The following is a 22,761-nucleotide window of genomic DNA, read 5'->3' as shown; positions in this document are numbered from 1 at the left end:
TTATTCCTCTCCAAAAAGCTCAGGGGCTTCTTGATCCGCCTTAGCCTCTGCTATCATGGCTTTGGCTTCTTCCTCGCTCATACCCTCAAACTTCTGGTAGTACAGCCATGCCGGTACTTTGCCCTGGACTACATACTGCCACCATCTAGCCCGGTCCTCTTCACGATTGTATGTAATGTCCCCGAAATCGTAGGTTGTTTCATACGTTCCCGCTGGAGCCAGCCCGTACAGGTCAGCAAACACATTCAGGGCATAGATAAGACCGTCCATGCAATCTTCCAGCTTATCTCTTACATCTTTGATAAACTGGATTGTACGACGGTCGTCTGATTCTACCTGTGTAGCTGTTACCATGCCCGTTTTCTGGTCAAGCACAAAGTATCCGGATGAGAATCCTACTTTGTAACCGAGAATTGATAATTCATTGTTGAATCCCTTTATTCTTATTTCGGTGTTGAGTTGTGGGTTGATTTCTTGATAAAATTCTTTTTCACCTTGCCCAAATACATTTTTGATGAAATGTGGTAACCCCTTAATACTCTCCCACAAGCCCTTCCTGCCCAACTTTTCACCGGAAGGAAGGAACAACCTATCATCGGCAAGAACCATTCTCCTGCTTTCCTTTATTTCCTCACTGTTCCGGCTGTAAGCAGTATCAAGGCTCTTAAGTTCTTCAAGCACATTCTGAAATATAGGTAACCCCAGTGGGCTGTTAATATCTAGATTGTTCGCCTGTGGTGTGCGGAATATCCCAAACAGCATACGGTCCAACGATTTGCCTTCCGCTGTCATAAGTGATACGTCAGATTCAAGTCCGGCCCACTTGGTATCCTCGATAGGTACCGCTCTGCCTTTTTCCCCCTCGCTGGTGCTCATGTACGTTCGGTTGCTTATGAGGTATTCTCCTGTATTTTCAATGAATCGGTGATATTCAAACTTTGTATAGTATTTTTGCTTTGAGAGTATACCACTCTCCGTATACTGATCCGCGAATATAACACCTGTCACATTGCCATCATCGTCAGCGTCCACGATCTGGAAACTGTTAGGTAGAAGGAAATCTATCCCCTTACCATTTGGCTTAAGGATAAACGTTCCGGCAGCACACCCATATTCCAGCCACTCCCTGAACTTGAAGTACCTCTTGTCAATCTGCTGTTGTAGCCATTCAGCCCTTGGTGATCCGTCAATAGTAACATGGATAGCCAGTGTGGCGAGCCGGGCCGTCTCTTCACAAAGTGCCTTACCGAATCCAATAGTACGTACATCATTCTTAGTACTTAGCCAGTGTGGGCGGTTCTGGTAAACGTTCATACATTGGTTTATAGCAATATCCATCTCTTGTGAGGTGACTGGCTTCACGTCAAATTCTTCTAATGCCTCGTTCTGAAATTTCATGCTCCACCACCTCCTTATTGCTGATACCAGTCCCATTTAATCACCACCAGTAGGGTTATACTTTTTGAGTGTTTCTGTGGCCACTCTGTTTAAAGCCTCAATGCTGTTTCGTAACGTATCAAATGATTCATTAAATCCTTTTGCAGCAGTACCAATCTTGTCAAACGTTTCCTTAAGCCTTTCGGACGAACTTGTATTTTTTATATCGCTCGCAAGCGTCTTATCTTTTGCAGATTCAGCAAACCATGGGTCTTCTATGAACTCGCATTCCTTTACTCTTGCATTCACAGTAACTACCGTGCCGCTACAATATGAACAAACGATATTAACTCTCCCGCCCTCCATAGATATTTTTGTCATTTCGTCTGCCTTGAATATCTTATCTTCTACCTTTACCGCAAAGCGTTTATTAACCTTCATTATGCACTATTCCCCCTTCTCATTGATAATGGACTGGTTGCATATCGCAGGGCATCAATCCAGTGGTTATTTTTATCAGGATAATCCGGTATTACTTCTCCGTTGCTGTCTACCTCATGCTCATACTCTATCATTTCTTTATAGAGCCTTGGTGTTCGTGCTGGGTCAACAACGATCTTACGGCACTGAAGCCATTCAAAGGTATACTTGACGCTGCCCGGCCCGCCATTCGCCTGTCTTGCTGGCAGTCCTGCGTCTCGGAAGTCTACAATACTTTCCTGTTCATCAAGACCACATCGGATTTCGTAATCATCATACCCTTTGGCTTTAATCTGTCTTGCCATCTCAGCATTACGAATCTTACAGCCGCCTAATTCATCAATGGCATATATGGTTTCTGTATTGTGGTTGTAGTAACACCTCACAAACGCTTTAGGATCAGGATACCAGCCCCAGTCTTGCCCTTGGTATATCCGGTCCATTCTGGCAATCTCTTCATTGGTGATTGTTCTGATCTCCAGAAACTCAAATATATTAGTTCCCAGTCCTACCGGGTTACCGAGGTATTCATGTTCATATGCTTTCGGGTTGGCTTTGCGCAGGTGTTCAGCATCATCAACAAACTGTTTGCCCAACCATTCAACCGGAACCGTGGTGTAATCGCTCTTATGCCTTAGTGACCCCTCATGCGGTTCCTGGACATAGTTATTTGCCCAGTTTGACTTGCTTATCGGTGGATTGAATGTCTTGAACACAACAAACTTAGGTCCGCCCCTCAATATTGACTGCTGGACCATTCGGATCTCTTCAATGCCTGCAAATTCGTCTAATTCCTCGAACCATAGGTATTTAAAATAGCCCTTGCTTACTTTTGCTGACTTAGACTTCTTAGCCTTATCAAGTCCCTTGAACATGATTCGCTGTCCCGTGGGCTTATACACACATCTGTATGGGCTGGTCTTGCAACGCCATAGGTGATTAACCTCCAACGCATCAATGGCCCATAGAATCTGTTCAAACACGCTATCACCGATTGTATTACCAACTTTACGATAAACAATTGCATTAGCGTTCGGGTCCTGCATCATGCCTAAAACGATTTCAAGCCCCACAAAAGAGGATTTCGTGGAGCCTCGCCCGCCGTACAGATCATAATAGGTGTGGTTTCCGTCTACAATATCCCAATGCACACCATAAAAGGAAGGAGCGATTAAGTCAGTGAGTTTAACTTGATTCTGGTCTTGGGATATCATTGACGATCACCACTCTTTCTGACTGTTCCTTTTCATCTGCCGTGAGTTTATTTGTTTGAGCCTCGATCTGAGCTATCTTAGCCAATTGTTCTGGCGTTGCCATTCCCTTGTGATCCGACAACCATTGCAAGGCTTTCATTCTATCAGCGAGCTTTACCTTCACACCGTCTTTACCTTGTGAAACCTCAGATATGAGGCTACCATCTACCTCGCTGCTTTCATTCAAATCAACGTAAGATACGGTTGCCGTCCGTTCGTTCCCGGCTTTGTCGGTATATTCAATATCTTTCTTCCCGAACGTCAGGTAATCAGTTATGTCCGAATAAGCGATATCCATGTACTTCTGAAAAATGTCTTCTTCACTCAGAAACGCTTTGGCATATCTATCTTCTTTTAGCTTCATGATTTCCGTTCTTACACAAGGGTTTACAAGGAGCTTATATCCTTCTGCGTTTGCCACGTCATAGCTCACGTCATAGGCTTTCTTATAGCTTTGTGTAGCATTGAATGACTTACTATAATAAACACAAAAAAGCCGTTGCTTGTCGGTTAGGTCCTCATTACTCATTACTGACTCAACTTCTTTAGCCACCGCTTTTTTCTCTATTTTATCATGTTGTGCTTTCTTTGTTGTACATCGTTCCTTCGATTGTTGTACAACATTCCATTTATCACGGCTCTTCCATACCGCAATTACCTTTTCATCTTCGTTCAACATGGCGGCAATCTCTCGGTTCGTGATTTCTCCACCATGTTGCTTATATATATCAAAGGCTTTATCTCTGTTTGGGCTTCTTACCCTTGCCAAGTCTTGCCACCTCTCAATCGTGTTGTTTTTGTAACCCTATCTATTTATTTTTTTCTTTTATTAGCTACTAGGAAATTAATTGTTTCTTCTAACAGCTTCTCTTGTTCTTCGTTAACTTTCTTAGATACTTCGTCGAACACTTTTCCAGTTAATTCAGCAATTGTTCCATCAATTACTGGTTTTGTAACAATTTCAAGCAGACTCTGTATTCTTCCTACTATATTTTTTATTTCTTCAATGCGTTCATATTCCTCATCCATTTCATTACTATACAACATTACAGTTAAAATAAATTTACTTTTTTCCATCCCGTAAATATAACCGAATAATTCTTCTAACCCATTCGGTTTCTTGCTTGATAGGGCGATGTGAAAGTCAATTATTCTCATGAGTAACAATGACACCTTTCGGTTGTATTCTGCTGTAACTTCAACTATTTGATCACAATACTTCAGTTTCTCTTCTCTCTTTTGCAGCTTCTTCCCATCAAGTAATGTTTTAAACAACACATATAGAGTTATGGCTCCACCAATGATTGAGCCTAAATACCCGCCCCAAAAACCAATCCATTCGTTAGAAGTATCAGTATTTATAAAATTAAAGCTCACTAAAAAAGCTATCCCCATGGGTATAAATGCAAAAACCAATATAGCAATCAAAACGTATGTAGCGATGTTAAACTTTTTCATAATGTTTCCCCTTTTTACTTCCATAATACACCATATTATGGCAAAAGAAAACACCCATCAAGAGCTATCCCAAGACAGGTGTTTCCAAAAGGAGGGTAATTATGATGTACTGGCTGACACAGCGTACCCGGAATTGAACCAGGATTGCAGCCGGGGTGTTCTGCTGTTCTACCGATTGAACTATGCGCTGCTATGCCGGCTTCCCGGCAAGCCTTAGAGTTTATAGTCTGGTAAGGGAAAGTCAGACTGCACTTGACGTAATATGTGCTTCCTTGGGAGGAAATTTGAAATATATGTGTTGGGAACACTTATATTTTTCCCATCTTAATAATACCATATAAGTACCGTGACAAACGTGACACTTTCACTTGACAGCCAATTATTTTATATTTTAAAGCATTTCTTCAAAGTCAACAGATTCACTATAATACCCGTTGGATTCCCCATACCACCTGATTGTTACATACCCTTTAATTGTTGCAAGCTTGTAATATGTCCATGTGTAGCTGTCAGTATATTCAGCCAGAGGTGGGTTTTCTGAATTTGATTCTTCCTCTGCCATAGTGATTGGGTATCCAATTAGGTCAGGAACATTACCAGCTACATCTTCAATCCATACGCTTTCGCAACAATCTTGATAGTGTTCCATTTTGTACCTTTTACCATCTGAGCAGGTAAATATTACTTCCAAACCGTCCTTTTCAAGCCCTTGTATATCCACAATTGTCTTTCCAAGTAATTCGCTGAACTCAGCTTTTTTATTATTCATATAATCTCCTCTCAATGGCCGGTTAATTTGCATTCATGAACCTGGAAAACTTTTTCTTACAGGCTTCTTCCGTATATCCATCACCCATAGCCTCTGCAACTTCTTTCCAGTTCATTCCGTCCACGCAACTGTACATGATGATGTTCCTAAGCTCGCTCTCTTCCATGCTGTACAGAAAGGCTTCTACATCAATAACCTTTCTTTCTAGGGCTACAACGTGTAATTCCTTCTTAGCTTTCCTTTCCCTAAGATTTGCACACTTCTTGTTTATGTCCTCATAATCTCCACTTCCTCGGATAATGCAAATACCTAAAGGTTTCTTTCCTCTCTTGCCTTTGGTAACAACGTCCGTTACTTCTCTTTCTAGCGGCCTCATACTGTCTATTTCTCGCTGTAGTTTATCAATACGGGTTTCCTCTGCGTCTATTTCTTTTTTGATGGAGAGATACTGTTTTAACACACTCTTATCCGGTTCCAAACTTTCACCTCCCTGCTTCCAGTATTTTTAATCTTGCCGCGTCCCACTTTTTCCACAAAGGCTCACTCCTGGTTTTGCGGATCACCTCGTCTACCGTCTCAAACAAATACCTGCCCTTGTATAGTTTTCCTGTATCCGCGCAGGCCGTAACCGTTTCTTGTCGATTTCCCCAATGGTCGGCTATTTCTCTGGAAGTGAATTCTCCTTCTTCTTTACCGCCGTCATACACTGCAAATATTTTTCTTGCTGCCATCTTCCTCCTCCTCTCCAAAAGTCTGTTCCAGTTCCTCCCGGAATTCTTTTAATGCTTTCCATTTATCAAACAGCTTTACTTTCTCTGACACATCGCAACTCTTCATACATTTGTCGTCGTATACCTGCATTCTATTTTCCAGGATATCAAATACTTTCCTGACTGCAATATCTGACTTCTCCAGCTCCGCTACTCTCATTCTCAGTTGCTCATTGTCTTCCCCTGGCATAGATTTACCTCCTTATGCTCCGATGCTCATATACCGGTTATGTACCTGCCTTAAATGCTCCTTGTTTGCCGCGGCGTAAAAACCTAACGTGGTAGACGGGTCCTTATGCCCCAATATCTGCTGGATATCCTCAATGGCGCAATCTTTTATTCTCAGAGTGGTTGCCATTGTTTTACGGAATAAATGAGGATATACTCTGCGCCTTAATCCAGCCTTTTGTCCTAGGCGTCTGATTATTAGCCTCAAACCGTCCTCATGCACTGGACCATGTGGTGATCTGACCTCCGTAAAGAGTGCTTTGCTTTCGTCTTGTCTTGACTCCAGGTACTTGCGCAGATGTACCCTTGCCACATCGTTGAGGTACACCGTCCTATAGTCAGAGGTCTTATGCGCATATATAACAATCTCTCCGGTATCCCAGTCTACATCGTCAAGCTTGATTTCCGGCACCTCTCCAATGCGCACTCCTGTACTGAGAAGGAACTCCATTAATGCCCGCTCTCTTAATGTGGTACAAGACACCCTTAATTGCTCCACTTCCACACCCTTAAGATAGTCAATGGGTGGCTTACGCTCTTTCTTAACTGGCACAGCTTCGACGGGGTTGACATTGATAGCTCCATGCTTACGGAACCAGGTAAATACTGCTGAAAGGAAGCGGCGTTCGTTATTTACTGTTCTAACGGAATTTCCTTTCGCCGCGTACTGATCCAGATAGTATTTAATGTCCACAGAGGTGATGCGCCGGATATTCTTATCAGTAACGCAGAGCATGTTACGCATTGCACCTAAGTATGCCTTTATGGTTTTTGCACTGAGACCATCTTTTTTAACGTTCATCTCATATCCTTGTAAGAGATATAAATTGTCATCCATTTCTGTTGACAACTCTGTGTCTTTCCTTTTTATCTCCACATAATATAGAGCCTTGATCATCACAGTTTCCAATATCCTTAGCACCTCTGTGCTTACATGTGGTTCCATCTGCATTAATACATCATTGATTATCCTTTCTTCCATTTTTTACCCCTCCGCAAAAGCTGTTTTACAGTCGCCTTTTTATATTCTTTGTGTCATTTTTCCCATAAAAAAATCTACCAACTAAATATCAGTTTTAATTGATACACCAATCTTCATTCCTAACCTGGCAAGCATCACCCAAATGAATCATTTCTGGATAATTCTCACGGGCTGTCTGTATGGCATACTTATCTATTTCAGTTGCATAATACTTCCCGACATTTGCTCCCAGTTTATCCAGGGCTATATGTCCGCAACTCATGCCGTCATACATGGACATTACATTTACCTCTTCTGCGGTGATGCCCGGAACGAAAGAAAGAATATGCGCTATAACATCAACCGTCCAGCCGTTTCCAAGCATTTTATAAGCTTGTGTGTTGCTAACTGGAAAGATGTATGTATCTGGTACGGTCTGCAATCTCATACACTCTTTTACTGTCAATTTGCGGATTATGTAATATCCATCGGGTAACTTTATCGGATACTGCTCACCTTTAATGGTTATTTGTCCATTACTAACTTTGTAAACCGGATAAGATTTACCAGCCCAGGACTCAATGACAAGATTATCTTTTTGCACTGTTGTAAGTGTATTGGTCTTTCCTGAGTATTGAGGTTCATAGTTTTGTTGCACTTTTCCGTCTTTATAGCGTCCTCTTTCGGCTATGCACATCGGTACTCCAACGCAAGTCTTTTTGTCTATATTGTTTCCTACCATATTTCTGATCCCATCTTTGTAATAAGTTGCTCTTAAGCACTGTGCCTTACCCTCTACCGTTGTGTTGACTGGTACTGCTGCTAGAGTTGCTCCATATGTGCTGGAATAAAAAGCATTAGCGGTAGAATTTTTATAATATTGAGCCTTAATTGTCCTTGCCTTACCAAATCCATCATCATTTAACGGATAAGCATTCCCTAACCCATTTATTCCAAACGGTAACGGTTCTGCCGCCATGTGTCTAGAATATGAATGCTGGCTCTTCGGATCATATGTACCGGCAGTTTTATAATAATTTGCATCTAAGGTATAGCTTTTTTCCTTCCATGCCATACCAGTATCCAGAATATCCTTTAACAGAATACCTTTGTCTTCTGGCTGTGTAACCCTGGGAATATTAGTCCAATACAATCTATTACGATTCTGTGCTGATACCAATGCAGAGTTAATCAATATCGGTTCAACGCCCAACTCCTTTGTGATCTGCTCTTTTATTGCAGGAGACATTGATTTATTGTTCTCATAAAGGAAGTAATCAGGTTTATATTTCCTAAGTCCGATTACATAGTTTTCAAATAACTCCCACCCTAACCCAGATGGTTCTGTCTCTCTATTCTTGGTCTGGGCTATCGACCAGTGAGTGCAAGGGCTACCGCCCATATATAATTTAATCATTTTTATTTAGGAGTAAAGACGTCTTTTTCGCTGCGCAGCAAACCTCTTACTCCTTTCTTTTATTCAGTTCAATTCTAATTTTACATACTTAATATATTTTTTCTCCATGGGTGACTTTGGGGTTGTGCAGTATTCACCGGTTTAATTGCAGCTTCCTCTATCTTGAGCCCCTTTTGAATTCTACTTCGCAGCGTTGAGTAACATATTCCGTTGCTTTCTGCCAATTTTACAATGTGCTCTGGAATAGTTCTTTCTCTTTTTCCATTTAATCTCATCATGCTTTCCCTGGAGCTTACAAGCGGTAATGTTGCGGCATCAAAATACGTCCACCCTCTTCTAATTCTGTACCTGTAGGTATCTTTATTGATTCCATTTTTTTCTGCTAATTGTTTATATTTCTTATATTCTTCTGGCTTTTCGCTTTTTTTTAGGACAGGAGCGGTAATAGCTTTTTCTGCTCTCCACCCTCGTAAGATTCTTGACTTTACTGTTTGCTCGCAGATTCCTGCTTCGGCAGCCTTTTTGTAATCATCAGGTGAGAGATAACTTCCCATAACATCACGTGGCATTCTGTTTCCTCCTATCCGCACAAGCTGGACATACAGTCCATAGCCTTATTTTTGTCCTTTTCCTCAAGCTCTCTTATGATGTGAATATATGTATCCTGGGTAGTGGTAACATTGGAGTGCCCCAGCCTTTTTGATACACTTGGAATTGATACCCCCGCAGCAAGCAGGACGGAAGCATGTGTATGTCTAAGACAATGTGCAGATATCACCGGCACACCTGCCTCTTTGCAATATCTTTCCGAATAATTATTCAAGGTAGAATTAAATACCCGATCTGCCTTATCAAAGAAAAACGGTTCATCTGCTGGAAAGCCCTTGATCAGCTGCCCAAACTGTTCTGTCAAGCCGGAATCTATTGTTACTTCCCTTACAGAGGATTGATTTTTTGTAGGCATGAACCTTCCATTTGCAGATTTATAATTCCAGGTTTTGTTCACCCTTATCTTTTTATTAGCAAAGTCAAAATCATTGGGTGTTAATGCTAGCCCCTCCGCAAATCTGAGGCCCGTTTTAGCCAGAAGCAATATGAGCCAATCAAATCCGACCCTATCAGTGTGGAGCGGCAACACATTCAGCAGTTTTTCCAGTTCATCCCTGTTGAGATATTTCATTTTCTTCTCTGCCGGCATTTTCCCCCGGATTGCTACTTTCCGCGTAGGGTCCCGCTCTATTAACTTCTCATCGTAAGCGTCCAAGAGGCACGCTTTGAGCTGACGATGGAAGTCCATGACCGTCTGCTTTTCATGCGTAAGCGCATAGTCATTTATTAATTGCTGATACTCCCTGCGTCCTATTACTTCCAAATCCAGTGTAGGAGCCAGTTCTTTCAACCGCATATATGTCATCCGGTACTTTGACAATGTTACTTCTGCCACTGTCCCGGATTTGTATGCTTCAACCCAACTTTTGAAATATTCATAAAAAAGCATTTTGCACTCCTTCCTGCTATTTGTTGTTCCACAGCCTTTCTACTAGGTCCTGTGCATCGTACAACTTTATCCGCCCTCTCTCGGTTAAACTGTCCAGGACAATTGTATTCCACACACATAGGCCGTCTCTCAATACTCTCAATTGTTCTCTGGTTATAACAACCTTTTCATCAGCTTCCATGGTTTCCTCCATTCAATTCTGATCTTCTCATGCTTTACATTCCCCTTCCTGCTGCCCTGGCAGCTTAAATAACCTTATTCCCGTGTCTGTATGGGCGGCTCTTGTTGAACTGGTGCTTCTCAACTATTGCTGCTTCCAGATCAATCCCGTAATGATCGCACATATCCATGATTCTGATAACCGTATCGGCAAGTTCACTTGGTATCCCCTCTGGCTTGTTATTCTCACCGTAATATGTTTCAGTTTCTTCCTTACCGTCCCGGTATTCCTGCAGTGCCTCTGATAACTCGCTATGACAGAGTGCTATTAATTCACCAAAGGTTCTTTCTTCTCCGTCCCACCAGCCATGATCCCTTGCATTCTGACCTACCTCTTTTACTAATTCATTTATCTGCATTTTCTTATCTTCCTTTCCTGCTGCCTTGGCAGCTACTCAGCGTAATAGTAACAATCCCCGTGGCATTCAATATGTCCCATGGGGCATTCGTCAATATCCAGAGGGCTTCTCTCTTCTTCATCTGCACAGCATTTTGCGCTATCTGGCAAGCAGAAAACCTCAACTCCATCTTGCATCATATCCATATTATTCTCCTTCCTGCCGCCCCTCGAATTTAATCAGGAGGTTTTTAAGACCAGTGTTTGCCTCTTCAATCTCGTATGTATCCGCTCCTGCTCCCATAGCTTCAATTCTGGCTATTGCTCTCTCATTTTCTTTCAAAGCTTCATTGATGTAGGCTTTTGCAAGTATCACCGCTCTTTCAACTGCTTCCGGCTCCAGGCCAGTGTCTTCATACTTTTTCAGTTGATCCCATAGCCCCACGTAACTTGGTAGTTTGTTAGAATCTTGAAATCCCAGCTTAATATCGTTGGTTAATCTTTTCATTTTTCACCTTACCTTTCTAATCCGGTAAACTTGCATTTACCTTTTTGTTGGCTTTACCAATATGGTCACTCTACCGTCTTGTACTGCCACCTCTTGGAATCCCATTCCACCGTTACCGGAGCATGACACTTTATACACGGCGCATCGAACATCTTATCTGTAATGTTGGTTTTATGACGGCATGTGCGCTGTCCGCATTCGTGCATTACATACATAGGCACAAGCCCCGTAAGAGGTGTTACATGCCCGCATTCGCAGTAGTGGCGAGTTATGTATGCCTTAGTGCAATACCCACGCTCCTTTCCACATTTCTCGCATCTGATGTATAAAAACCCTTTATACTTCTCCATGGCATCCCTCCGTCAATACTGCTCTCCGATCCGTTGCATATAAATCTCTTTGTAAGGCATCGTCCCTCTGGCAGGTTCAGTTCTTTTACCTCTCACCGCCATATACTCCACGACTACTACACGTTTAAGCTTTTCAACCACAACTGCATCATTATCTTTTTTAGCATACCTGGGATTTTCTTCGATGCTGTAAACTGGTGTCCGGTAGTTCACATGCTCGCCGATTTTAATTGAGGTTTTTAAAGTCTCTATATCCTTTACGCTTACGATCATTTACTGCCTCCTTTAAGGTTTTCTATAAGGTCCTGGTTATTCTTTTCGGCTATGTACTCTCTGACTGATTCCTCCGGGAATGCTATCTGATAGGTTCGTTCCTTGATCCGGTTGGTGATCCGGTCATCGTAATTTAAGTCATTGAGGGACTCGTTGCTTGTAAAGATCGTAACCTTGCGTCCGACATACCGGTCATTGATTATCTGGTAAAACTTGTCGTTTACCCAATTGGTAGGAGTCTCGGTCCCGAAATCATCTATAATCAAAATTTCAACCGCTGCCAGGGAATCAAGTAACTGGCTTTCCGTCTCGCCATCATCACCCGGTTTATTATTAAAGGTGCGCTTAATCTCCTTGATGATTGTTGTAGACCCCGCAAACTTTACCTGATGGCTTTTAAGCAGTTCATTTGCGATTCCTACAGCCATTCTGGTCTTGCCCGAACCTTTTGTCGCTGAGTGGAGATAAAGCCCCATACCGCGCCCCTGCATATTCTTAAAGTTCGTCAGATAATGAGTCACTGTCTTTGATGCAACCGCTATTAAATTCCGGCTCTCAATGGTTTTATATACGCTCAGTGAGAAGCTCCGCAACTTCACATCTTTAAACGCTTCCGGCAGCTCTGCAAACTGCAACCGCCTGGAGGCTACCATCTTATCCCAACATTCGCATTTTCTCCCGTACTCATATCCATTTTCTGTGTAATAAATCCAACCAGATCCGTTACACTTAGGACATACATCAGTCGAAACCGTTGAATCCGTCAAAGTCTGTGCTGACCCCGGCTGCAATCGCTTCTGCGACAAGTCCCTTTTCATTCGTTCCAGTTCGTCCTCCAGACGTCCCATTATTTGATTCCCCTTTCCCTTGTGATTGATTAAGATATCCGTCAAACTTAGAGCCGAATAGTGTTTCTGGTCTTAGGTACTGTTCCATCTTTCCACCCTTCCATTCTGCGGTCTTATTGTCTATTACTCTTTTAAAGTCTGCCAATGTGTAACCTTCTGAAAATCTACCGTTGATATGTCCCTGGGTAGCCTTGCCTTGCCACCGATACGCTTTACCCGTTTTACCGTTCAAGTAATCAATAATTTCTTGGTAAGGAGGCTTCTCGACTATTTCTTTAATATCTTTCTTTAATATCTTTCTTTTTTGGGGGGTGACGTCTTCCCCTGTACCACTGGTGACGTCTTCCCCTGTACCACTGGTGACGTCTTCCCCTGTAGGTGAAGTCTTCCACTGTGGGGGTAAAGGGGACCACTCTTTTATCCTTTTATTCAGCTTCACTTTCTTGGGGCTGGTGTAAGTTGGTTGCTGTGTTACAGTGATTACTTTCCCTTCTTGTAAACTGTTTATTACCAGGGCAACACTCTTTTTATTTAACCCGGTACCCTTCGCTACAAAGCCATTCGAAAACTCGCATTCCTTACGACCGTAGCCATAGGTGTTTCTTATCAGGCAGAGCAATACTCTTATTTGTGCACCGTTGAAATCAGCATGGAAAACGGCTTCCAATAACTCATTCGCTACCCTGGTATAACCGTCCTCCAATTGAGGACCGTTTAATTTGTCCTTGCCTCCTTCTGCCACATCATCACTCCTGTTCTAATGCTTTACCGGCTTCCCACTCACGGTACAGTTCAATCCAATCTTCCAGTCTCATTGTCACCAGCCATGGGTGATTGTTTTTCCGATGAAATACCGTAGGACGCTCCGGGTGAAATGGGATTTCTTTCTCACAGGAATCTCTTTCTGCCTGCTCCATCGCCTCATAAATGTTGAGTCGTTCAACCCTTTTACACTCAATATGTATACCGGGGAGACCTATCACATCAGCGTCTCCGTTTGCACCGCAATATTGCTGCCCTCTCCTTGTTTTATATCCATAATATCCAAGCAGTTTAGCAAGTTCACGTTCGCCTGCCGCACCCTTCTGTTTACTGTTTATCTTTCCCAAAATCAAGCCTCCTTTCCCCTCTGCCAGCCCTGAAATAGCATGGCAGAGGTTTGGCATTCTGTGACATATATGTAAATCCCGAGATTAGAGGGACTACAAGGCTATTCTGCGTACTTTATACCGTACACCTTATACTTGTTCGCGAAACTATCTACGCCCGTTGTGTGTGCTTCTGTGTGATGTGTACGGCACAAGCAAATCTTTCTGTGCTGTGAATCATCAAGCGTTCGCCTGTCATTACCCATACCGATTGTATCTACATGGTGTACCTCTCCCGGTCTGCCGCAGATCGCACACTTTTTTAGCTTTAGACAAGCGTATAAATAATGGTCTATATCGTCGGTCCTGTTCAGTGCAAAGTCCATCAGCGGTATCCCCATTTCCAAAGAATAATCAAGGATAGTATTTATAAATTCCCTTGCTGTATCCATGGAGCACCGGGAGAAGGAAAAGTATTCTGATCCGGTCCGGTAAATATGCAGGTATTTAAGCCATTCTTTCATGATCTCCGGCACTTCTCCTGTGTAGGCAGCAATATCATTTATAGTGGCATAAACCTTCTTGCGTTGCTCCGCACTGATATGTCGCCCGTCATCAAGCCAGACAGTGCAATCACGCATGTGCTTTGCTTCTATCGGCTCCATAAGATTCTTTCCCGGTATAAATATCTGGAGATATGTACCCTCTTGCACCGGTTTATAGCCAGTTATCCTTGCCGTTTCATACAATTAGATCACCTCATTATTTCCACGGGAGTCCATTATCAGCATCATCAGGCGGAATAGTTGAAGGATTTACAGGTTTATTGGGCTTGCTTTTAAGGGCACTTATGGCATCGTTATACTGATCTACGCTCATGACCTCCAATGCAGTGATATTATACTTTTTAAGCAACCCAGTTCTTCCGATACCGGTACGCGCCAATTCGTTGTATATCTCGTGCAATTGTTTCTTTGATGGTTTAGGCGGCTCTGATTGTTTATTGCCCGTAGCCCTTTTCCCTTGGTCTGCTTTCCCTTTGCTTGTATTGTCTTGACTGTCTGCATCTTTTACATCATCAATGCAGAACAATCCATTTAGGGCATATTTCCGGGCATAACTGCTTGCGCTTCCTGTAATCTGTGAAGCGTCCATGCCTTTCTTTTCAGATTCTTCACGAGCATAGGCAGTGTTTTTGATTTCGTCGGAAGATTCGCAATCCATAAATCGTGCTGTTGCTTTTACGTAAAATCTATCACCCATCTGTACAAGTTCATCTCCAGTCACTAAAACCGCTTTAACTTCCTGAGCCAGCGGTTTAACTGCCTCTTGAATATCTTCACAATTTCGGTAATTATATTTTCCAAAATCGTTGCGCTGGTTCTTTGGTGCTTTTAGTTCAGATTGGATATGTAAAAGTTTTTCAAGGATATTCATAAAATCACTCCTTATAAGTTTTTCCTTTCAAAATACAGTCCAAGGCTATTCATAGCCATTTCAAGCTCTTGCAACTCTGCATCAGTTCCAACGACTGTATAAACAGCCTTGATGGATTCTGGCATGGTAAGTGGTGCGGCAGCGACTTCATTGATGGTCTTAATTTCTTCTTTCACTTCTACTCTCGCCGCTTCCTCTGCTTCTTTTCTGATCCGCTCTTCTTTGGCAATTTTGCGGCGTTCTTCCTGCTTCGCACGCTCAATCTCAGCCTGTATCCGGTGTTCCTGTTCAGCCTGCATTCTGGCTTCTTCACGCTTTAAAATTTCGGCTTTCTGTGCTTCATATTTATTAATGTGGTCCAGCGCATCAGTCAGATTAAGAGTTGCTTTAAACTTGCAAAGGGCTTCTTCTTTGGCTTCTGATACCATGGCTTCAATTGCCATTTTCCCAGTTCTTACGGTATTAACAAGTTCTGTCAATTCTTTGGTTATTGCCTTAATATTGGTGCTTGCATTCGTCCATTTATCAGATTTGATTTTGTACAGCGGAAGGAAGTCTACCATATCACCTATGTTTTCATCGTAAATCCTCTGGATATCGGCTTCACGTTCTGCAATGCGCTTGTTTTCGAATTCTTCCACCTGTTTGAGTATGTAATCAATTGGCGCATCCAGTTTGGCAGACAAAGCTTTTACCTTATCAGAAAAAACCTCAAACGGCTCCAGCCATAACTTTTTCGTAGTTTTTAAGGTGTCTTCTACGGACTTTTTTGTCTTTCTGAGGTCTGCCACAGACTTTTTTGCAGCGGCTTTCTGGTCCTCAGTGAAGACTACTCCGTCATATTCATGGGTACGATCCTCAATCCATTTTTCAAAGGCTTCAAAGTTCGCCGTTATCTTCATATCCCCTGTCGTTACATTCAATTTCATCTCTTCCATAATCCGCTCCTATCTGGCTTTTCGAAGCCAACTTTTTATTGACATTTGATTGATTTATACATTCAAGGCATTCCTCTTTGTCCGTTGCAAGATACAGACCACACATATCACACTTATGTAGGTTCATTTACATCACCCTGTTTCTCCGGGAGATCAAAATACAAAATAGAAGCTATGTCCGATGGGTTTATGTTGTATTCACTTTTTTGTACAAACCGTTTAAGTGAATCAAGCCTTGCCTCTATCGCAATGAGCTGACTGTACCGGTCAATATCAACCATAACTGTGTTAAATTCTTTACTCATTTTGATATCCTCCTTATTCTGGATCATGACTTGGGTTTGTGTGTTCTTCTGGTGTTAAATCAATCCTCACTTTTGCAATCTCCGCAGCAAGCAGATATGCCTTTGCATGAGGATTTTCAGCATGTGTTTCTTTGACTTTCAGCACAAATTCGTCAATAGTGCCTCTAAAGCAGCCAATTTTTACGGAAATATGTAATTCTTTCGTTCGGAAAAATGTAATGGTATCGTCTCTCGATCCAATTGGCCCCACGGTTAAATAATGAGTATTTTTACCTACCCAGGCATCACCGCCTACCCAGGCATTACCGCCTACCCAGGCATTACCGCCTACCCAGGCATTACCGCCTACCCTGGCATTACCGTCTACCCTGGCATTACCGACTACCCAGGCATTACCGACTACCCAGGCATTACCGACTACCCTGGCATTACCGACTACCCTGGCATTACCGTCTACCCTGGCATTACCGTCTACCCTGGCATTACCGACTACCCTGGCATTACCGACTACCCAGGCATTACCGCCTACCCAGGCATCACCGTCTACCCCGATGTTATCCGTGTTTTCAACATATCCACCGATTTCACCAGCCTCAACATCTGCAAACGAAACCAAAGCCTTAACCCGGAATAATGTTCTACCCAAAAACTCTATTTTCTGATCCATTACAAGCTCAAATTTTTTATTCATCTTGACACCCTCCATTTTTCCGTATACAATACGGGGTATAATTGTTATTTTTATTTACCTGACCCATCGGTGCGCCAACACCCTTGGGTCTTTTTCTGTTCTTGCCGGTCTGCCTGCTATGGGGGCTTAGTCCTGCGGCGGCTCCGGCACGGTTAGTTTTGTTTTTCTTCATGATCCACCTCAATATCTTTTAATGGTACATACCTTTTGCGGTTATTAGCGTAATAGACAATTGAGCAGGTCTCTACTGTTTTTGGCTTCTTTCCGATCTTGGTATATTCGTTATCCAGCCAGTTATAGCAGGTCTCTACCGTCAAAAATCCGTCAATTACAATGTCCTTGAATCCGACCACCACGCCTACAAATTGTTTTTCCTTACGTTCATAATAACTTTTGAGAAAATCTAAATCTCCACAATACTGGCATTCTATATCCAGGTCGGGATTGTTGGTGTCAATGTATGTACAGTCAAATGTTCCACCTTCGTTTTTGTTCATGTCAATAAACCTACCATCATGAACCTTTTTCAGATATCCATTACACTTCACTTTCTGAAAAAGCATCGGTTTCATTCCTCGCTTACCCTCCCTTCCGCTTCCAATCTTTCGCCAACAGACGCAAGTATCAACATAATTTGCAAGTACTCCTTTTCGGTAAGGAAACAACTTGCCGTCATGGAATTAATGATTGCCCTCAGGTTTCTGCATTCTGAGATACTAATAGTTTGATCAGCCATATATCCTCCTTCTTCCGACTCTGCGGATTAAACATTTCTCTTCCTTACCTTCCTCTTGCGCCGGGTGGTCTTAAGCATCTGCCCATATACCTTCGGCGGTGTGCCGTAGTCTCGGTGTATTACATATGTAAATCGGTTGAAAAATGGTAGATTCATTCGCTCCCTCCTATCTCAGTGCCAGCACCAGTCCTATCACCAGCCCAGTGATTATGATGTGGTCGGCTATTAGCAGTGTTGTGTAAAAGTGGCTGCTCTCTCGGTATTTCTGCCGCCAGTGTCTTTCCATGGGTTACCTCCTTATAAATTTTGTGTTATAATCTCCTTAATTAACTAGGGAGGGGATTTTTTGTGACAAGAAAACAAACCAACATTCTAAAGCGAATAAGTAAAACGAACATATACGATTACACGAACTCTGATCATTCGGAAAAGGAAATAATACACTTCCTTGCAAATCGAGGCTTTATTCATTATGAATCAGATTTAGATAACCGTAAGATACGATGTTGTGTTATTAAGGAAGAGGGTAAAACAGCTCTTCATGATCAGAAAATGGCATACCTACATTGGTTTGTTCCTCTCGCTGTTTCTATCTTTGCAGCCATTGGAGGATACAGAGAAGAACTGGCTTTGCTATTACAAACAATAATGAAATTATGGAAATGATCAGCGGCGCATACGGATACTTCTCATACAACGGTAAATCCGAATCATTATTTATTAATTCTGATTGTGCATTACGTTTCTTGCGCCCCAGTTTGATTGGTTTCATTTACATCACCTCCCGGTCATCGCCGACAAACTTGTTGATAAAGTACTGTTGCCCCTTGCCCGTTACTTTTGTGGTCTTATTTACAGTCACATGACCATCTGCATGAGTAATTGATGTTTCTTTTACTGTAAACAATCCTAGTTCCATACTTTTCTGAGTAGGGGAATTGTAATCAGTTCCTTTTCTTTTAATCAAATAGCCGTTTTCACGGAGCCATGCGAACAGCCGCTTTTCTCCCATGTCTACGCCGTTCTGCTTAATGAGCTTTGCCAGTTCACCTATAAGTATTGTCGTGTGACTGACTGATACCGCATCGGCAAATATTTCTTTTGGTCTCATTCGTTCCACATCTTCAATGAGCACCGTCTTATCTGCTTTCAGCCTTTCGATTTCCCGGTCTGCCATCTTTAATGCTCTGGCGAATACCTGCTCCGGTGTGTTCCAGGCTTTTTCTAAGTCAAGGAAATACTGGCGGTAAAGCCGACCTTTCTCAGTTCGCTGGATCATGCAAATTTGTTTTGCCATGTCTACGGAGATTTCGTAATCAACTTCATTCTGACCTCCATTGGAACCGCTTCCCAGATTTGGGAAGCACTTACTATAATCAGCTTCCGTAAATCCGTACTCAGACATGCGTTTAAACCAATCTGTGAATTTGGTTTTCACTCCTAGCCCCTCATGTAAATCCCTTGCCGATACTGTGGGATTCTCTGCTTCGTAATTGATCTTGATAAGATCGTTCAATAGGCGTACCTCCTTATACCTTTTCTTTTCCACGGACAATTTGTAGGATTTCTTCATCGCTCAACCCAAGTAATGACACCAGCGTCCATAAGTCATCAAGCCTAATTATTCCAGGGTTTGCAAAACGATTATATAAAGTACTCTTTGGCTTATTTAACCTCTTGGCCATTGCTTTCATACTGATTTGTTTGATCTCCATTCGATTTTTAAGTGTCGCACGAGCCATTATCTTCTTTTGTTCATATTCCGAAAGTTTTAACTTTGGCATATCTTAACCTCTCTTTCTTATTCTTAAAAACACTTGCGTCATCGGGTTACTGTGCGACATGACTCTTCAAATGCTGCTATGTCGCTTTCACTGATTTTATATTCTCGGCCGATCTTCATTGCTGCTAGTTTCTTTTTCTTGATCCAGCTCCATACAGTCACAAGCGACACACCATAGCGATCCGCCACATCTGCACAAGAATACATTTTAGACATAATAATCCCTCCTTTACCAAAAAATACTTGTGTATACCACGGTTTAGTGATATACTTGTTTTGCGAACGATGTATATCATTAAACCGATACAACTACACTGTATTTAACGCTTTTACTATGTTCTGCCGTTGTATGTACACACTATACCACTATGTGCAACAGTAGTCAATAGGTTTATTGCGTTTTTTTGAAGTATTTAATTTTAGAAAGCGAGATTAACTATGTACGAGGTTTTTGAAGCACTACTTGCCAAACATGGAATAACTATTTACAAATTTTGTAAAGATACTGGTGTATCACAATCCACAATATATACATGGAAGAAGAAAAGATATTTGGTTGGTCCTGAAATAGGGGGGAAAATTTGCGACTATTTTGGTATAAGTATGGATTGCTTAATGACTGGCAAAGAGCCTGACGAAAAGAAGAAGCCTGCGGTGCCATCAATCGCAGATAGAGATATTGCAAGAAAATTTGATAATATAATTGGTGATATTAATGATCCTAATGGTAGCCCTCTTTATTTCGATGGCATCGAACTAAATGAAAAAGAAAAAGAAATTATGGCATCTTTTGTTACCAATATGAGACAAGAATTTGAATTAATAAAGAAAATGGCAAAGAAAAAATAACACAGAACATGAAATTTGCTGAATTAAGAAGCTATCACTTCCCACTTAAGAGGTGCTATATGTATGAAATATTTGAAAAGCTATTACTAAGATATGGTGTTACCGCTTACAAGGTGGCCAAAGCAACCGGAATATCCCAAACCACTCTAAGTGACTGGAAAAGAGGCAGGAGTACACCAAAATCAGATAACATGCGAAAAATTGCCGACTATTTTGGTATTACATTAGATTACCTAATGTCCGGTGTTGAAAGTAAAGACGAAAAGGAAACAAACTTGATGCCTATGTACGAAAGAGATATTGCGAAAAGGTTTAGTGAGATTATCGAAGATATGAGCAATAAAGACTCCGGTCCGTTGTATTTTAAAGGCGAAAAGCTTGACGATAAATCATTGGCTATACTTACACAAGCTCTAAAAAGTGCCATGAAACAAGTTGAAATTATCAGAAAATAACAAAAATAAAAACCGCCCAGGCATATGCCAGAACGGATTTTATAAATCATACCAGACAATTGACTGATACAAGGTTTTCGCAGACTTATTGTATCACTTATGCGCCAATCTGTCAAAGGTATGGCGTATTTTTTTACCAAAAAATAAGTAATTGGAAGGAAGAAAGACATGCCTACAGCAAGAAAACTACCATCAGGATCGTGGAGGGTACAGGTCTACGACTATACTGACGAAAGTGGGAAACGGCACTATAAATCTTTTACCTGCGATAATCCCAAAAGTGTAGGAAAAAAAATAGCAGAAAACATGGCAACCGAGTACGCATTGACAAAAGAGACAAGGTCTCGATCAAAAAAGACTTTCGGTCAAGCTCTCGAAAAGTATATTTCCATGAGGGAGCCTGTTGTTTCTCCCCGCACTATATTGAATTACAAAAGATTGCAAAATAAAGATCTAAAGGTGTTGGCTGATATAGAAATAAACAATATCACTCAGGAGATAATTCAAGATTTCGTCAACGAAGACGCAAAGGTACACGCTCCTAAAACAGTAAGAGACAATCACGGATTAATCGCTGCGGTTATAAAACAGGAACGTCCAAATTTTGTACTAAACACAGTGTTGCCAAAACCAGTACGTCCCCAACTATATATACCATCAGATAATGATGTGAAAAAACTTATCAAACTTGCAACTGGAACTGATTTGGAAATTCCCATTCTGCTTGCCGCCTTTGGACCGATGCGACGTGGCGAAATATGTGCACTTAATACTAAAAACATAAATGGTAATATCGTACATGTATGTGAAAATATGGTTTTGGGGCCAGATAAAAAATGGGTTATCAAAGCTCCAAAATCCTATGCCGGGGACCGTTTCATAGATTACCCTGATTTTGTAGCTAATAAGTGGGAAAATATATCAGGGAAAATTACTGATCTATCTCCCGACAATATAACAACCCGTTTTTCAAGATTACTCAAAAGTTCTGGAATACCTCATTTCAGATTTCATGATTTAAGGCATTATTCTGCAAGTATTCAGCATGCACTCGGAATACCGGATGCCTATATAATGAGCCGGGGTGGCTGGGGAAATGACGGAGTATTAAAAAGTGTATACCGACATGCTATGATGGGTAAAATGCAGGAAATGAACAATATTGCGAACACATATTTTAGTAATATGCAACACGAAAATACAACACAAAAAAATAAGCCCCAGTAAATACAGGGGCTATATAGAGGCGACAACCAGATTTGAACTGGTGATCAGGGTGTTGCAGACCCACGCCTTACCACTTGGCTATGTCGCCATATATTGTAAAACTTTTTTCCTAAATTCAATGACCCCAACGAGATTCGAACTCGTGTTACCGCCGTGAAAGGGCGATGTCTTAACCGCTTGACCATGGGGCCAACTTCTCTTTTCGCTTTCCTCACAGTCTTTTGCCTGAGTATTACGAACTCCCCGAGTAGGACTTGAACCTACGACCCAACGGTTAACAGCCGTTTGCTCTACCGACTGAGCTATCGAGGATTATTGCATTACTGCAACGATTGAGGCATATACCCTCAAAACCACATATTGTTATATATCTTCTTCATCCGTTCTTTCCTCTTTATCAAAATACTAAGCTCGATAATATCTCGCTAAGTGTTTTGATATGCCTCGCACTAAACTCGTTGAATAACTCGTTAAGTGCTCTGGCGACCTAAACCAACCTGGTTAAG

Annotated in this window: 34 protein-coding genes and 4 tRNA genes; 4 read left to right on the top strand and 34 right to left on the bottom strand. The window is 41.8% G+C overall.

The features are described from left to right. The 28 genes from FAY33_RS17665 to FAY33_RS17535 form a co-directional block, all read right to left on the bottom strand. Positions 1 to 1,398, bottom strand: a complete 1,398-nt coding sequence (locus FAY33_RS17665; protein ID WP_243126821.1) for a hypothetical protein — start codon at positions 1,396 to 1,398, stop codon at positions 1 to 3. A 36-nt stretch (positions 1,399 to 1,434) separates the two neighbouring features. After that, positions 1,435 to 1,818 (bottom strand): hypothetical protein, encoded by a 384-nt coding sequence (locus FAY33_RS17660; RefSeq protein ID WP_143322553.1) that lies wholly within the window; start codon positions 1,816 to 1,818, stop codon positions 1,435 to 1,437. After that, entirely contained in the window at positions 1,818 to 3,071 is a 1,254-nt protein-coding gene (locus FAY33_RS17655; protein WP_143322552.1) for a PBSX family phage terminase large subunit, read from the bottom strand. The genes FAY33_RS17660 and FAY33_RS17655 overlap by 1 nt, the downstream gene beginning before the upstream one ends. Beyond that, on the bottom strand, positions 3,043 to 3,879 hold the full coding sequence (locus FAY33_RS17650; RefSeq protein WP_143322551.1) for a terminase small subunit: 837 nt from the start codon (positions 3,877 to 3,879) through the stop codon (positions 3,043 to 3,045). The genes FAY33_RS17655 and FAY33_RS17650 overlap by 29 nt, the downstream gene beginning before the upstream one ends. 44 nt (positions 3,880 to 3,923) lie before the next feature. Further along, the gene (locus FAY33_RS17645; RefSeq protein ID WP_143322550.1) at positions 3,924 to 4,568 is read right to left on the bottom strand and encodes a hypothetical protein; all 645 of its coding nucleotides are present in this window, start codon (positions 4,566 to 4,568) and stop codon (positions 3,924 to 3,926) included. Positions 4,569 to 4,685: 117 nt separating this feature from the next. Then, positions 4,686 to 4,759: transfer RNA gene (locus FAY33_RS19625), tRNA-OTHER, on the bottom strand. 200 nt (positions 4,760 to 4,959) lie between these two features. Then, the gene (locus tag FAY33_RS17640) at positions 4,960 to 5,337 is read right to left on the bottom strand and encodes a hypothetical protein (protein WP_143322549.1); all 378 of its coding nucleotides are present in this window, start codon (positions 5,335 to 5,337) and stop codon (positions 4,960 to 4,962) included. A 22-nt stretch (positions 5,338 to 5,359) separates the two neighbouring features. Continuing rightward, on the bottom strand, positions 5,360 to 5,815 hold the full coding sequence (locus tag FAY33_RS17635) for a hypothetical protein (RefSeq protein ID WP_143322548.1): 456 nt from the start codon (positions 5,813 to 5,815) through the stop codon (positions 5,360 to 5,362). Between the two features lie 4 nt (positions 5,816 to 5,819). Continuing rightward, positions 5,820 to 6,068 (bottom strand): hypothetical protein, encoded by a 249-nt coding sequence (locus FAY33_RS17630; RefSeq protein ID WP_143322547.1) that lies wholly within the window; start codon positions 6,066 to 6,068, stop codon positions 5,820 to 5,822. Then, positions 6,037 to 6,297 carry a hypothetical protein gene (locus FAY33_RS17625; protein ID WP_143322546.1) on the bottom strand — a complete coding sequence of 87 codons (261 nt, stop codon included), beginning with the start codon at positions 6,295 to 6,297 and terminating at the stop codon, positions 6,037 to 6,039. The genes FAY33_RS17630 and FAY33_RS17625 overlap by 32 nt, the downstream gene beginning before the upstream one ends. Positions 6,298 to 6,309: 12 nt before the next feature. After that, positions 6,310 to 7,317, bottom strand: coding sequence for a tyrosine-type recombinase/integrase (locus tag FAY33_RS17620; RefSeq protein ID WP_143322545.1), 1,008 nt, complete (start codon positions 7,315 to 7,317; stop codon positions 6,310 to 6,312). A gap of 94 nt (positions 7,318 to 7,411) precedes the next feature. Further along, positions 7,412 to 8,698 (bottom strand): DNA cytosine methyltransferase, encoded by a 1,287-nt coding sequence (locus FAY33_RS19820; protein ID WP_207706033.1) that lies wholly within the window; start codon positions 8,696 to 8,698, stop codon positions 7,412 to 7,414. Positions 8,699 to 8,793: 95 nt separating this feature from the next. Next, the gene (locus FAY33_RS17605; protein ID WP_143322544.1) at positions 8,794 to 9,282 is read right to left on the bottom strand and encodes a hypothetical protein; all 489 of its coding nucleotides are present in this window, start codon (positions 9,280 to 9,282) and stop codon (positions 8,794 to 8,796) included. Positions 9,283 to 9,293: 11 nt separating this feature from the next. Further along, entirely contained in the window at positions 9,294 to 10,211 is a 918-nt protein-coding gene (locus FAY33_RS17600) for a site-specific integrase (RefSeq protein WP_143322543.1), read from the bottom strand. Between the two features lie 16 nt (positions 10,212 to 10,227). After that, complete coding sequence (locus FAY33_RS19620; protein WP_185967687.1) at positions 10,228 to 10,392, bottom strand: hypothetical protein; 165 nt, start codon at positions 10,390 to 10,392, stop codon at positions 10,228 to 10,230. Between the two features lie 64 nt (positions 10,393 to 10,456). After that, positions 10,457 to 10,789, bottom strand: a complete 333-nt coding sequence (locus FAY33_RS17595; protein WP_143322542.1) for a hypothetical protein — start codon at positions 10,787 to 10,789, stop codon at positions 10,457 to 10,459. A 32-nt stretch (positions 10,790 to 10,821) separates the two neighbouring features. Further along, entirely contained in the window at positions 10,822 to 10,974 is a 153-nt protein-coding gene (locus FAY33_RS19615) for a hypothetical protein (RefSeq protein WP_185967686.1), read from the bottom strand. Position 10,975: 1 nt separating this feature from the next. Continuing rightward, positions 10,976 to 11,275, bottom strand: coding sequence for a hypothetical protein (locus FAY33_RS17590; RefSeq protein WP_143322541.1), 300 nt, complete (start codon positions 11,273 to 11,275; stop codon positions 10,976 to 10,978). 362 nt (positions 11,276 to 11,637) lie between these two features. Further along, entirely contained in the window at positions 11,638 to 11,898 is a 261-nt protein-coding gene (locus tag FAY33_RS17585) for a hypothetical protein (RefSeq protein WP_143322540.1), read from the bottom strand. After that, positions 11,895 to 12,746 (bottom strand): ATP-binding protein, encoded by an 852-nt coding sequence (locus FAY33_RS17580; RefSeq protein WP_243126820.1) that lies wholly within the window; start codon positions 12,744 to 12,746, stop codon positions 11,895 to 11,897. The genes FAY33_RS17585 and FAY33_RS17580 overlap by 4 nt, the downstream gene beginning before the upstream one ends. After that, the gene (locus FAY33_RS17575) at positions 12,640 to 13,488 is read right to left on the bottom strand and encodes a conserved phage C-terminal domain-containing protein (protein ID WP_143322539.1); all 849 of its coding nucleotides are present in this window, start codon (positions 13,486 to 13,488) and stop codon (positions 12,640 to 12,642) included. The genes FAY33_RS17580 and FAY33_RS17575 overlap by 107 nt, the downstream gene beginning before the upstream one ends. Before the next feature lie 4 nt (positions 13,489 to 13,492). Further along, positions 13,493 to 13,855 (bottom strand): hypothetical protein, encoded by a 363-nt coding sequence (locus FAY33_RS17570; protein WP_185967685.1) that lies wholly within the window; start codon positions 13,853 to 13,855, stop codon positions 13,493 to 13,495. Between the two features lie 101 nt (positions 13,856 to 13,956). Continuing rightward, positions 13,957 to 14,499, bottom strand: coding sequence for a putative HNHc nuclease (locus tag FAY33_RS17565; RefSeq protein ID WP_347562715.1), 543 nt, complete (start codon positions 14,497 to 14,499; stop codon positions 13,957 to 13,959). 97 nt (positions 14,500 to 14,596) lie between these two features. Beyond that, positions 14,597 to 15,271, bottom strand: coding sequence for an ERF family protein (locus FAY33_RS17560; RefSeq protein ID WP_143322537.1), 675 nt, complete (start codon positions 15,269 to 15,271; stop codon positions 14,597 to 14,599). Between the two features lie 11 nt (positions 15,272 to 15,282). Continuing rightward, positions 15,283 to 16,209, bottom strand: coding sequence for a DUF1351 domain-containing protein (locus tag FAY33_RS17555; protein ID WP_143322536.1), 927 nt, complete (start codon positions 16,207 to 16,209; stop codon positions 15,283 to 15,285). A gap of 113 nt (positions 16,210 to 16,322) precedes the next feature. Continuing rightward, positions 16,323 to 16,514, bottom strand: coding sequence for a hypothetical protein (locus tag FAY33_RS17550; RefSeq protein WP_143322535.1), 192 nt, complete (start codon positions 16,512 to 16,514; stop codon positions 16,323 to 16,325). Positions 16,515 to 16,527: 13 nt separating this feature from the next. Further along, positions 16,528 to 17,205 (bottom strand): hypothetical protein, encoded by a 678-nt coding sequence (locus FAY33_RS17545; RefSeq protein WP_143322534.1) that lies wholly within the window; start codon positions 17,203 to 17,205, stop codon positions 16,528 to 16,530. A 152-nt stretch (positions 17,206 to 17,357) separates the two neighbouring features. Further along, entirely contained in the window at positions 17,358 to 17,777 is a 420-nt protein-coding gene (locus FAY33_RS17535) for a hypothetical protein (protein WP_143322532.1), read from the bottom strand. Between the two features lie 512 nt (positions 17,778 to 18,289). On the opposite strand from FAY33_RS17535, the gene FAY33_RS17530 reads away from it, so the two are divergent. After that, on the top strand, positions 18,290 to 18,607 hold the full coding sequence (locus FAY33_RS17530; RefSeq protein WP_143322531.1) for a hypothetical protein: 318 nt from the start codon (positions 18,290 to 18,292) through the stop codon (positions 18,605 to 18,607). Positions 18,608 to 18,713: 106 nt separating this feature from the next. Here FAY33_RS17530 and FAY33_RS17525 read toward each other — a convergent pair whose 3' ends face one another. Genes FAY33_RS17525 through FAY33_RS17515 form a run of 3 tightly spaced genes read right to left on the bottom strand, consistent with a single transcriptional unit; the run spans position 18,714 to position 19,940 of the window. Continuing rightward, positions 18,714 to 19,457 carry a phage antirepressor KilAC domain-containing protein gene (locus tag FAY33_RS17525; RefSeq protein ID WP_143322530.1) on the bottom strand — a complete coding sequence of 248 codons (744 nt, stop codon included), beginning with the start codon at positions 19,455 to 19,457 and terminating at the stop codon, positions 18,714 to 18,716. Positions 19,458 to 19,470: 13 nt separating this feature from the next. Next, the gene (locus tag FAY33_RS17520) at positions 19,471 to 19,725 is read right to left on the bottom strand and encodes a helix-turn-helix domain-containing protein (protein WP_143322529.1); all 255 of its coding nucleotides are present in this window, start codon (positions 19,723 to 19,725) and stop codon (positions 19,471 to 19,473) included. Positions 19,726 to 19,763: 38 nt separating this feature from the next. Then, entirely contained in the window at positions 19,764 to 19,940 is a 177-nt protein-coding gene (locus FAY33_RS17515) for a helix-turn-helix domain-containing protein (protein ID WP_143322528.1), read from the bottom strand. Positions 19,941 to 20,162: 222 nt separating this feature from the next. Between FAY33_RS17515 and FAY33_RS17510 the strand changes: the two genes are divergently transcribed. From FAY33_RS17510 to FAY33_RS17500, 3 genes are all read left to right on the top strand, one after another. Then, positions 20,163 to 20,573 (top strand): helix-turn-helix transcriptional regulator, encoded by a 411-nt coding sequence (locus FAY33_RS17510; RefSeq protein WP_143322527.1) that lies wholly within the window; start codon positions 20,163 to 20,165, stop codon positions 20,571 to 20,573. 59 nt (positions 20,574 to 20,632) lie between these two features. Next, positions 20,633 to 21,028, top strand: coding sequence for a helix-turn-helix transcriptional regulator (locus FAY33_RS17505; protein WP_143322526.1), 396 nt, complete (start codon positions 20,633 to 20,635; stop codon positions 21,026 to 21,028). Positions 21,029 to 21,196: 168 nt separating this feature from the next. Further along, positions 21,197 to 22,255: a site-specific integrase gene (locus FAY33_RS17500; RefSeq protein WP_143322525.1), complete on the top strand. Its 1,059-nt coding sequence runs from the start codon at positions 21,197 to 21,199 to the stop codon at positions 22,253 to 22,255. A 17-nt stretch (positions 22,256 to 22,272) separates the two neighbouring features. Here FAY33_RS17500 and FAY33_RS17495 read toward each other — a convergent pair. From FAY33_RS17495 to FAY33_RS17485, 3 genes are all read right to left on the bottom strand, one after another. After that, positions 22,273 to 22,343 (bottom strand) — tRNA-Cys (locus FAY33_RS17495). 31 nt (positions 22,344 to 22,374) lie between these two features. Next, positions 22,375 to 22,446 (bottom strand) — tRNA-Glu (locus FAY33_RS17490). A 48-nt stretch (positions 22,447 to 22,494) separates the two neighbouring features. Continuing rightward, positions 22,495 to 22,567 (bottom strand) — tRNA-Asn (locus tag FAY33_RS17485). Positions 22,568 to 22,761: the final 194 nt, after the last annotated feature.

The sequence above is a fragment of the Clostridium sp. HBUAS56010 genome (assembly GCF_007115105.1).
Taxonomy (GTDB): domain Bacteria; phylum Bacillota; class Clostridia; order Lachnospirales; family Lachnospiraceae; genus Lacrimispora.
Note: the sequence above shows the minus strand (reverse complement) of the source record. Positions and strands in the feature narration are given on the sequence as shown.

Bases quoted from the DNA above. Each gene is read 5' to 3' on its own strand.
- FAY33_RS17550 (WP_143322535.1), bottom strand. From the start codon at position 16,514: ATGAGTAAAGAATTTAACACAGTTATGGTTGATATTGACCGGTACAGT.
- FAY33_RS17505 (WP_143322526.1), top strand. From the start codon at position 20,633: ATGTATGAAATATTTGAAAAGCTATTACTAAGATATGGTGTTACCGCT.
- FAY33_RS17630 (WP_143322547.1), bottom strand. From the start codon at position 6,068: ATGGCAGCAAGAAAAATATTTGCAGTGTATGACGGCGGTAAAGAAGAA.
- FAY33_RS17555 (WP_143322536.1), bottom strand. From the start codon at position 16,209: ATGGAAGAGATGAAATTGAATGTAACGACAGGGGATATGAAGATAACG.
- FAY33_RS17600 (WP_143322543.1), bottom strand. From the start codon at position 10,211: ATGCTTTTTTATGAATATTTCAAAAGTTGGGTTGAAGCATACAAATCC.
- FAY33_RS17560 (WP_143322537.1), bottom strand. From the start codon at position 15,271: ATGAATATCCTTGAAAAACTTTTACATATCCAATCTGAACTAAAAGCA.
- FAY33_RS17585 (WP_143322540.1), bottom strand. From the start codon at position 11,898: ATGATCGTAAGCGTAAAGGATATAGAGACTTTAAAAACCTCAATTAAA.
- FAY33_RS17515 (WP_143322528.1), bottom strand. From the start codon at position 19,940: ATGTCTAAAATGTATTCTTGTGCAGATGTGGCGGATCGCTATGGTGTG.
- FAY33_RS17580 (WP_243126820.1), bottom strand. From the start codon at position 12,746: ATGGGACGTCTGGAGGACGAACTGGAACGAATGAAAAGGGACTTGTCG.
- FAY33_RS17520 (WP_143322529.1), bottom strand. From the start codon at position 19,725: ATGCCAAAGTTAAAACTTTCGGAATATGAACAAAAGAAGATAATGGCT.
- FAY33_RS17500 (WP_143322525.1), top strand. From the start codon at position 21,197: ATGCCTACAGCAAGAAAACTACCATCAGGATCGTGGAGGGTACAGGTC.
- FAY33_RS17565 (WP_347562715.1), bottom strand. From the start codon at position 14,499: ATGGAGCCGATAGAAGCAAAGCACATGCGTGATTGCACTGTCTGGCTT.
- FAY33_RS17655 (WP_143322552.1), bottom strand. From the start codon at position 3,071: ATGATATCCCAAGACCAGAATCAAGTTAAACTCACTGACTTAATCGCT.
- FAY33_RS17590 (WP_143322541.1), bottom strand. From the start codon at position 11,275: ATGAAAAGATTAACCAACGATATTAAGCTGGGATTTCAAGATTCTAAC.
- FAY33_RS17535 (WP_143322532.1), bottom strand. From the start codon at position 17,777: ATGAAACCGATGCTTTTTCAGAAAGTGAAGTGTAATGGATATCTGAAA.
- FAY33_RS19820 (WP_207706033.1), bottom strand. From the start codon at position 8,698: ATGGGCGGTAGCCCTTGCACTCACTGGTCGATAGCCCAGACCAAGAAT.
- FAY33_RS17645 (WP_143322550.1), bottom strand. From the start codon at position 4,568: ATGAAAAAGTTTAACATCGCTACATACGTTTTGATTGCTATATTGGTT.
- FAY33_RS17510 (WP_143322527.1), top strand. From the start codon at position 20,163: ATGTACGAGGTTTTTGAAGCACTACTTGCCAAACATGGAATAACTATT.
- FAY33_RS17660 (WP_143322553.1), bottom strand. From the start codon at position 1,818: ATGAAGGTTAATAAACGCTTTGCGGTAAAGGTAGAAGATAAGATATTC.
- FAY33_RS19620 (WP_185967687.1), bottom strand. From the start codon at position 10,392: ATGGAAGCTGATGAAAAGGTTGTTATAACCAGAGAACAATTGAGAGTA.
- FAY33_RS19615 (WP_185967686.1), bottom strand. From the start codon at position 10,974: ATGGATATGATGCAAGATGGAGTTGAGGTTTTCTGCTTGCCAGATAGC.
- FAY33_RS17545 (WP_143322534.1), bottom strand. From the start codon at position 17,205: ATGAATAAAAAATTTGAGCTTGTAATGGATCAGAAAATAGAGTTTTTG.
- FAY33_RS17595 (WP_143322542.1), bottom strand. From the start codon at position 10,789: ATGCAGATAAATGAATTAGTAAAAGAGGTAGGTCAGAATGCAAGGGAT.
- FAY33_RS17625 (WP_143322546.1), bottom strand. From the start codon at position 6,297: ATGCCAGGGGAAGACAATGAGCAACTGAGAATGAGAGTAGCGGAGCTG.
- FAY33_RS17620 (WP_143322545.1), bottom strand. From the start codon at position 7,317: ATGGAAGAAAGGATAATCAATGATGTATTAATGCAGATGGAACCACAT.
- FAY33_RS17665 (WP_243126821.1), bottom strand. From the start codon at position 1,398: ATGAAATTTCAGAACGAGGCATTAGAAGAATTTGACGTGAAGCCAGTC.
- FAY33_RS17640 (WP_143322549.1), bottom strand. From the start codon at position 5,337: ATGAATAATAAAAAAGCTGAGTTCAGCGAATTACTTGGAAAGACAATT.
- FAY33_RS17605 (WP_143322544.1), bottom strand. From the start codon at position 9,282: ATGCCACGTGATGTTATGGGAAGTTATCTCTCACCTGATGATTACAAA.